The 7,544-nt window shown below is 68.1% G+C and carries 7 protein-coding genes; 5 read left to right on the forward strand and 2 right to left on the reverse strand.

All coding sequences use genetic code 11. The features are described from left to right. From H537_RS54485 to H537_RS0118355, 4 genes are all read left to right on the forward strand, one after another. Positions 1 to 1,909: SPM autocatalytic domain-containing protein (locus H537_RS54485; protein WP_028999009.1), on the forward strand; the 1,909-nt coding region annotated here is incomplete at its 5' end. Positions 1,910 to 2,173: 264 nt separating this feature from the next. Then, positions 2,174 to 3,034 carry a WxcM-like domain-containing protein gene (locus tag H537_RS50370; protein ID WP_028999010.1) on the forward strand — a complete coding sequence of 287 codons (861 nt, stop codon included), beginning with the start codon at positions 2,174 to 2,176 and terminating at the stop codon, positions 3,032 to 3,034. A gap of 56 nt (positions 3,035 to 3,090) precedes the next feature. Beyond that, the gene (locus tag H537_RS44050) at positions 3,091 to 3,621 is read left to right on the forward strand and encodes a GNAT family N-acetyltransferase (protein WP_169517046.1); all 531 of its coding nucleotides are present in this window, start codon (positions 3,091 to 3,093) and stop codon (positions 3,619 to 3,621) included. Continuing rightward, the gene (locus tag H537_RS0118355; protein WP_028999011.1) at positions 3,618 to 4,727 is read left to right on the forward strand and encodes a DegT/DnrJ/EryC1/StrS family aminotransferase; all 1,110 of its coding nucleotides are present in this window, start codon (positions 3,618 to 3,620) and stop codon (positions 4,725 to 4,727) included. Before H537_RS44050 ends, H537_RS0118355 begins: the two co-directional genes overlap by 4 nt. 104 nt (positions 4,728 to 4,831) lie before the next feature. On the opposite strand, the gene H537_RS0118360 is transcribed toward H537_RS0118355, so the two are convergent. Next, complete coding sequence (locus H537_RS0118360; RefSeq protein ID WP_028999012.1) at positions 4,832 to 6,160, reverse strand: hypothetical protein; 1,329 nt, start codon at positions 6,158 to 6,160, stop codon at positions 4,832 to 4,834. A gap of 13 nt (positions 6,161 to 6,173) precedes the next feature. Continuing rightward, positions 6,174 to 7,040, reverse strand: coding sequence for a hypothetical protein (locus H537_RS0118365; protein WP_051242949.1), 867 nt, complete (start codon positions 7,038 to 7,040; stop codon positions 6,174 to 6,176). A gap of 173 nt (positions 7,041 to 7,213) precedes the next feature. On the opposite strand from H537_RS0118365, the gene H537_RS53160 reads away from it, so the two are divergent. Continuing rightward, positions 7,214 to 7,360: a hypothetical protein gene (locus H537_RS53160; RefSeq protein WP_156901826.1), complete on the forward strand. Its 147-nt coding sequence runs from the start codon at positions 7,214 to 7,216 to the stop codon at positions 7,358 to 7,360. The last annotated feature ends 184 nt before the right edge of the window (positions 7,361 to 7,544 follow it).

Raw genomic sequence — 7,544 nt, forward strand, 5'->3', positions numbered from 1 at the left:
CAGCCTGGGCTCGGCCGAGCTCAACGCGCTGACGTCGGCACAGTTTGCGGTGCTCACCAGCGCGCAGGCCGCTGCGTTGACGACGGTCCAGCTTAATGGGCTGACCAGCGATGACTTGCAAGCCCTGAGCACCACGGCCATGCGTGCATTGACCGAGGGGCAACTCGCGGTGCTAGGTGCCGATCAGCTGGGTGACCTTACGTCGGGCCAGCTGGCCGCGTTGCTGCCGGGCCAGGTGGCGAGCCTGGGAACTTCCGACTTCGCGGCACTGACCAGCGGCCGCACGGGCATGCTCAGCGTTGCTCAGGTCACGGCGCTGACCGGTGCCCAGCTCGACACGCTGAACTCTGCTGACTTGCAGGCTCTGAGCACCGCAGCCCTCCGTGCCCTCGGTACGCAGCAGCTCGCGGCCTTGGGAGCCGACCAGCTCGACGACCTCAGCGTGGAGCAGGTTTCGGCTTTGACGGCCAAGCAGCTGGGCAGCCTGAGTTCGAGTGATCTGAATGCGCTCAAGGCTGCCCACTTTGCGGCCCTGAGCACGGCGCAGGTCACGGAGCTGACGGTGGAGCAGATGGGGGCATTGCAGAGCGACGACTTCCTGGCCTTGAGCACTGCGGCCGTCAAGGCGCTGACCGCCTCGCAGATCGGCGCAGTGGGCGCAGCGATGTTCAAGGACATGGATGCCGCTCACATGGCCGTCCTCACCAGCGCCCAGCTGGCGGGCTTGACCACGGCGCAGCTCAATACCCTTGACTCCGCCGACCTGCAAGCCCTGAGCACGGCCGCCATTCGTGGTCTGAGAGTTGATCAGCTTGCGGTGCTGGGTGCGGACCAGCTTGATGACTTGACGCCGGCACAGTTCGCCGCGCTGACCTCGGCGCAACTGTCGGGGCTGAGCACCACCGACCTCAATGCATTCAAGCCTGAGCACTTTGCTGCTCTGACCACCGCGCAGGCGGTGGCGCTGTCGGTGGGCCAGATCGCCGCGCTGGAAACACAGGACTTTGCGGCCCTGACCACCGCGGCCCTCAAAGCCCTCAATGGTGACCAGGTCGCCGCCCTGACGACCGGCGAGCTCAGTGCGCTCTCTGCCGCCCAGGCCGCCGCGCTGGATGCGGCAGACCTGTCGCGCCTCTCCATGAGCCAAGCTGCGGCCCTCGACGTTTCGGCGATGTCAACGGCCCAGACCACCGCCTTGGCCGGGGTGTCGCCCATCGTGCTGGACCTGGACGGCAACGGCGTGCGGACGCTGGCAGCCAGCCATGGTGTGGACTATGACGTGGACGGCAGCGGCGTGAGCCGCGTGGGCTGGGTCGGCGCCGGTGACGGCCTGCTGGTAATGGACCGCAATGGCGACGGTGTCATCAACGACGGGCGCGAGCTCTTCGGCGCCGGCACGCTCACGGCCCAGGGCACGCGAGCGGGTGACGGCTACGCCGCCATGACACTGGAGGACAGCAACCACGACGGCGTGCTCGACGCGCTGGACGCGAACTGGAACCAGCTGCGCCTGTGGGTGGATGCCAACCACGACGGCAAGACCGACGCGGCTGAGTTGCAGACCCTGGCTCAGCACGGCGTGGCTTCCATCGACCTGCAGGCCCAGACCAGCACCGCCATGGACAACGGCAACCTGCTGGGCTTGGTATCCAACTGGACGGCGATGGACGGCTCGCAGCACGCAGTGGCCGACGTGTGGTTCGCCCGCGACCAAGCGGTCGCAGCGGCCCCGGCGCCCACGCTGCCCAGTGCCGACGAACTGCTGGCACCGGCTCCTGCCGCCGTGCTGCCGGACATGGCGGCCCAGCACGGCGCCGTGGCGATCAGCGCCGCCAGCGCTACGGTGAACCTGGCGCCGGCAGTGCTCCCGGTGGTACAGGAGGAACAGCGTCACCTGCCGCTGATTTGACCGCTGGTAGGCCCCGGCCCTGAGAGGGCCGGGCGTGCGGCCGGTGCTCCGCGCTGGCTGGCACGCCATACAGAACGGCCCCCATGGGGCCGTTCCCTTTTTTGCAGACCAAGTGCGCAGCGCGTGTGTGCGATACGGGAAACCGGGTACGCAGCCTGGGCGGCCGCCCAATCTCACGCCCGGCGGCACCGGTCGGGGAAAAGGGGGGGATAGAGTCCTTTTTCCGCACATCGGCGGCGGTTGCCCTGGGGTGTACTTCGGGCCATGAATGCCATGCCGTACTCCTCTCCCGGAACCGCAGACGTTGACGCCCCCGCCAAGATCGATGCACGGGCCTACGTGGACCCACTAGCGTCCGTGGGGCCGGGGTGTGTCGTCCTGGGTGGCGCGCACGTGGGCGCGGGTGTGACGCTCGAGCGGGGCGTGTATGTCGGCCCCAATGCCGTCTTTGCCGGCCTGCCCAGTGTGGCTGGCGATGGCCCGACCCTGGTGCGCTCCGGTGCATGGATCGGCGCCAATGCCACTCTCAGCACGGGGCTGACCATAGGGGCGCGGGCCCTGGTTCGTCCAGGGGCAGTGGTCACGCGTTCGGTACCGCCGGCGGCCATCGTGGAGGGCAATCCCGCCAGCATCGTGGGCTATGTGGGCCTGTCCGAGCAGGCGGCCATTGCGGCTTTCGTGGCCGAGCCGCCCGGGCGGCGCCCGGCGGTGCAGCCTCTGCCGGTCAAGGGCGTAACGCTGCATCACTTCCCCGTGATTCCAGACCTTCGCGGCCAGCTCACCGTGGGCGAGTTCGACCGGCAGGTGCCGTTCAAGCCGCTGCGCTACTTCCTGGTGTACGGCGTGCCCAGCCGCGAGATCCGCGGCGAGCATGCGCACAAGGAATGCCACCAGTTCCTCATCTGCCTGCGCGGCAGCTGCGCGGTGGTGGCCGACGATGGCCGCAACAAGGCCGAGGTGGTGCTGGATTCGCCCGACCGGGGCCTGTATCTGCCGCCCATGACCTGGGGCATCCAGTACAAGTACACGCCCGACGCGATGCTGCTGGTCTTCGCCTCGCACCACTACGACGCGGCCGACTACATCCGCGAGTACGGCGAGTTCTGCGCCGCGGTGGGAGTGTGAGCATGGAGTTGGTCGTGACCCCGGCGGTGCCTTCCATACAGCGTGCCCGGCGCCTGGTGGGCAAGACGCTGGCAATGCGCGATGCCGCACCGGCGGATGCCGAATTCATCCTCGGCTTGCGCATCGATGCGCGCAAGTCGCGCTACCTGTCGGCGGTGTCGGGCCGGCTGCCCGACCAGCAGGCTTGGCTGGAGCGCTACCAACACGGCAGCGGCGAGGCCTACTTCGTGATCGAAAGCCTTGCCGGCCACCCGCTTGGCACGGTGCGGCTGTACGACGCGCAGGGGCCGAGCTTCTGCTGGGGAAGCTGGATCCTGGTGGATGGCTGTCCCAGCGGTGCCGCCGTCGAGTCGGCGCTGATGGTGTATGCCTACGCGCTCGACACCCTGGGATTCACCGCCGCGCATTTTCAGGTGCAGCGCGGCAACGAAAGCGTGCGCGCCTTCCACGAGCGCTTTGGTGCCGTGCTCAACGAAACCGACGAGCACGAGTACCGCTTCACGCTGTCGCTCGAAGCGATCCGGGCCTCGATGCGCCGTTATGCGCGCTTCCTGCCCGGACCGCTGATGGTGGAGGGGCTGCAATGATTCCGTTCCTGGACCTGCGCGCAATCAACGCCGCGCAGCGTGACGAGCTTGTCGCCGCCTTCGAGCGCGTGCTCGATTCGGGCTGGTACGTCATGGGGCAGGAGCTCCAGCACTTTGAGTCCGAGTACGCCGACTACTGCGGCGCCGCGCACTGCGTGGGCGTGGGCAACGGCCTGGACGCGCTGGTGCTGGCACTGCGCGCGCTGGACATCGGCCCTGGCGACGAGGTGCTCGTCCCGGCCAACACCTACATCGCAACCTGGCTGGCGGCCAGCCACGTCGGCGCCACGCCCGTGCCGGTGGAGCCGGACCCAGAGACCTGCAACCTCGACCCGGCGCGGCTGGAGGCCGCCATCACGCCGCGTACCCGTGCCGTGATGCCGGTGCACCTGTACGGCCAGCCGGCGGACCTCGACCCCATCCTGGCCGTGGCGCGCCGCCATGGACTCAAGGTGGTGGAGGACGGCGCGCAGGCGCACGGTGCGCGCTACAAGGGCCGCCGCCTGGGGGCCCACGGGGACGCGGTGGCCTGGAGCTTCTACCCCGGCAAGAACCTCGGCGCGCTGGGTGACGGCGGCGCCGTCACCACCGACGATGCCGCGCTCGCCGAGCGCGTGCGCACGCTGCGCAACTACGGCTCCAAGGTGAAGTACCACAACGAGGTGATAGGCACCAACTCGCGGCTGGATGAGCTGCAGGCCGCGCTGCTGCGGCCGAAGCTGCGCACGCTCGACGAGTTCAACCGCCGCCGCGCAGCCGTGGCGGCGCGCTACCTTGAAGGCTTGGCCGGCGTGCCCGGACTGGGCCTGCCCACGGTGGCGGACTTCGCCGAGCCGGTGTGGCACCTCTTTGTGGTGCGCCATGCCCGGCGCGACGCGCTGGCGCAGCGGCTGGCCGCCGCGGGCGTGGGCACGGTCATCCACTACCCCGTGGCGCCGCACTTGCAGCCCGCGTATGCCGTGCTGGGTCTTGCCCGCGGCACGCTGCCCATCTCCGAACGGCTGCATGAGCAGGTGCTGAGCCTGCCCATTGGCCCCACCCAGACCGAGGACCAGACGAACGCCGTGATCGCTGCCGTGCGGGATGCCGTGGGCACAATGGGTTGACGTGCCGCTCGGGAGCGGTCACGCGACATGCGCCTCACGCGCATGCCTTGGCGATGCAGATAGTGCGCTGCGGGGATGGTGCCTTGCACGCAGTACAAGCCGGCTCAAGCCGCTGGTGTACAGGGCCTTTCGACGTTGAGGACGGCGGGGCCGGGGCCCAGCAGCCCCGGCAGCGCGCGCAGGAACGGCCTGCGCGAGAAGCGCTGCTCGTAGTAGGCGCGCGAGCGTCGGCTCGCCGCCTGCTGCCGTGCCGTGTCCATGCTGCGCAGTAGCGCGCCCAGTTCGGCCAGTGTGTGCCAGCCCAGGTCGGTGTCGGCGTGCAGCGAGGTGGCGGCCAACAGCGATTGCGGATCGTCATGGCGGAAGAACAGCTCGGGATAGCCGCAGCCCTGCGCCTCTACCGTGCCGCGTGCACCGACCACTGGCGCCGAGGAGAGATAGACATGTGCGTCCAGCTCGGCCAGCGTCTGCCACAGTGAGGCAACTGGACCCAGCGCGATGAAGCGTGCCGGATCCAGCCCCTGCTGCTGCAGGTGGTTCCGGATCTCGGTTTCCCAGTCCTGCGGCAGCGGCCCAATGTGGAAGAAACGCCCGTCCACTGCCTGCAGTGCCGTGGCGACGATGCCCTGGAGTGGCACCGCGCCGCCGCGAGAGAACTTGATTGCCGTGCCGGCCGTCACGACCGAGAACCCGTGGCCTGCGAAAAGGTCGAAGGTGCGGCAGCCCTGGTCCGGCACGTACAGCGGCAGCACCGTGGTGTCGTGGCCCAGGTGTTGCCGGCAGATCGTGCCCAGCTCATCGGTAACGTCCACGTGGCCCATGCCGGCCACCGTGCAGCCTAGGCTGGGGTTGTGGTCGCAATGGTGGACCAACGACTTCACCGGCCCGCCGTGGCCCAGCGTGCCGACGAAAGCCACCGCGTCCTGAAAGTGCTGCAGGTACAGGATGCAGCGCGGTCGCAGGCGCTGCACCAGGCGGTACAACTGCTGGCACTTGTGCCACAGCGAGGAATGGTTGAGCGCAATCAGGGGCACGCCGTCCAGCTGCGCGTGCAACGCGTCCAGGTGCCGTGGCTGCTGGCGGTAGCTGTGGAACAGATCGGTCAGCACGACGGTGGGCGAGGGCAGCTCGCGCACCAGATCCTCCAGTACGCGCGAATGGCCTCCCACAGCGTACAGCTCGCTGGCGACGACCAGCGTGTTGGTGCCGACGTCCATGGCTTCCAAGGAGGGCTGCCCCGAGGCCGCAAGCGCCTGTGCCAGCCGCTCCATCTGCCGGTCCAGTCCCGGGTAGTAGAGCATGTGGTGCGCCAGTGCCGGCAGGCGATAGGTGGCCTGCACGGCCATCACGATCTGCTGCAGCGCTTCCTCGTGGCGGCCCTGGTCGATCAGCTCGGCGACCTGCGCTTCGACCACATTCAGTTGCACGAACATCGGCTTCCTCTGCTCAGGTCTTGGGCGACGCGTCGAAGAAGCGCTCGCGGATCAGCGCGAAGGCCCGCATGTACTCGGGGAAGCGCTGCTCCCGGAAGGCGAGCTTGAGCGCGTCGCTGATGAAGGCATCCTCCGGGCGCTCACGCAGCCGGCTCACCGACCAGGCAAAACCGAACGGGTCCGCAGCCCCGGTACGCCATTGGGGACGCAGCGTCAGCAGCAACGACGCAAGGCGCTCCAGTAGGAACACCTTGCGCTGTGCCTGGCCGGGGTAGGTGGTCGCCTGGACCAGCGCTGCACGCAGCGGCGTGTCGGGCCCCTCGCAGACCGAGAACAGTTGTTCGCACAGCCCCAGCCACTCGCGCCAGAAGGCGGGCCGCGCGACGAAGTAGTTGGAAAACACGGTCTGGCGCGAGTCCATCACCAGCGTCCCCAACGCGCAGGGCCACCCGGCGTGCGCCAGGAACCGCTGTGCCGCGTCGATCAAGCCCGGATCGAAGGCTTCACCCTGTTCGAACACGTTCAGGAAGAAAGCCCCCATGTCGGGCTGCGGGCTGAACAGGCATACATCGGCCTGCACCGCGTGCCTGTGCACGAAGTCGCAGACCTGCGAGTGCGACAGCCCGGTCTTGGCACGGAACTTCGGCGAGAAGAAGCCATACCAAGCCTGCTCGTCCAGCCTGCCATCCTCCAGGGCCTGGAGCAGAAAGCGACGGATGGGCCAGTACTCGAACCAGTCGGGCCGCTCGTTGGCAAGGTTGTCCAACAGCAGGTACCCGGGTTCCAGGTCCGCCAGCGTCTGCGCGGAATAGGCAATGTGGTACAGGTGCACGGCCGGCGTGGGGGCTGCCGGCAGCGGCTGGTCTGGTGCGGTGTTCATGGACGGGACGTGACGTGCGCAAGGATCCAGCCTGGAGTGGACCAGGGAAGCTTGCGCTGCGGTCAGTCGAAAAGCGGGCGCACCATAGCGCCAGTTCCGGGTATCGCGGCGCTGCGGCCACGCCCGTGCTTACTAAGACACGCGCAAGTATTGCCTCATTGGTAAAACGAGGCATGCGTTGCAAGAAGACGATTGACGCGCGCAGTTACCCGCACGACATGCTGGAGCGGCTGCGTCGGGATGCAGTCAAGCGGGTGGAGGAAGGCGAGAGCCCGGAAGTCGTCGCCGCAGGCCTGGGGATCAACCGGCGCACGATCTAAAGCAAATCCTTCCTGACCTGCACAACGCTGTCGGTGGTGGCTTTGAGCCGGGGTGATGATGTGCCAATGGGACCGCAGCAGTACGGAGGTGTCTCATGGCGTGGCGTTCAGGACAGGCGTACTCACAGGATTTGCGCGATCGGGTGCTCAGGGCCGAGGGCTCCAATACCGAGGTGGCTGAGCG

The sequence above is a fragment of the Azohydromonas australica DSM 1124 genome (assembly GCF_000430725.1).
GTDB classification, from domain to species: domain Bacteria; phylum Pseudomonadota; class Gammaproteobacteria; order Burkholderiales; family Burkholderiaceae_C; genus Azohydromonas; species Azohydromonas australica.

Bases quoted from the DNA above. Each gene is read 5' to 3' on its own strand.
- H537_RS53160 (WP_156901826.1), top strand. From the start codon at position 7,214: ATGCGTTGCAAGAAGACGATTGACGCGCGCAGTTACCCGCACGACATG.
- H537_RS0118365 (WP_051242949.1), bottom strand. From the start codon at position 7,040: ATGAACACCGCACCAGACCAGCCGCTGCCGGCAGCCCCCACGCCGGCC.
- H537_RS50370 (WP_028999010.1), top strand. From the start codon at position 2,174: ATGAATGCCATGCCGTACTCCTCTCCCGGAACCGCAGACGTTGACGCC.
- H537_RS0118355 (WP_028999011.1), top strand. From the start codon at position 3,618: ATGATTCCGTTCCTGGACCTGCGCGCAATCAACGCCGCGCAGCGTGAC.
- H537_RS0118360 (WP_028999012.1), bottom strand. From the start codon at position 6,160: ATGTTCGTGCAACTGAATGTGGTCGAAGCGCAGGTCGCCGAGCTGATC.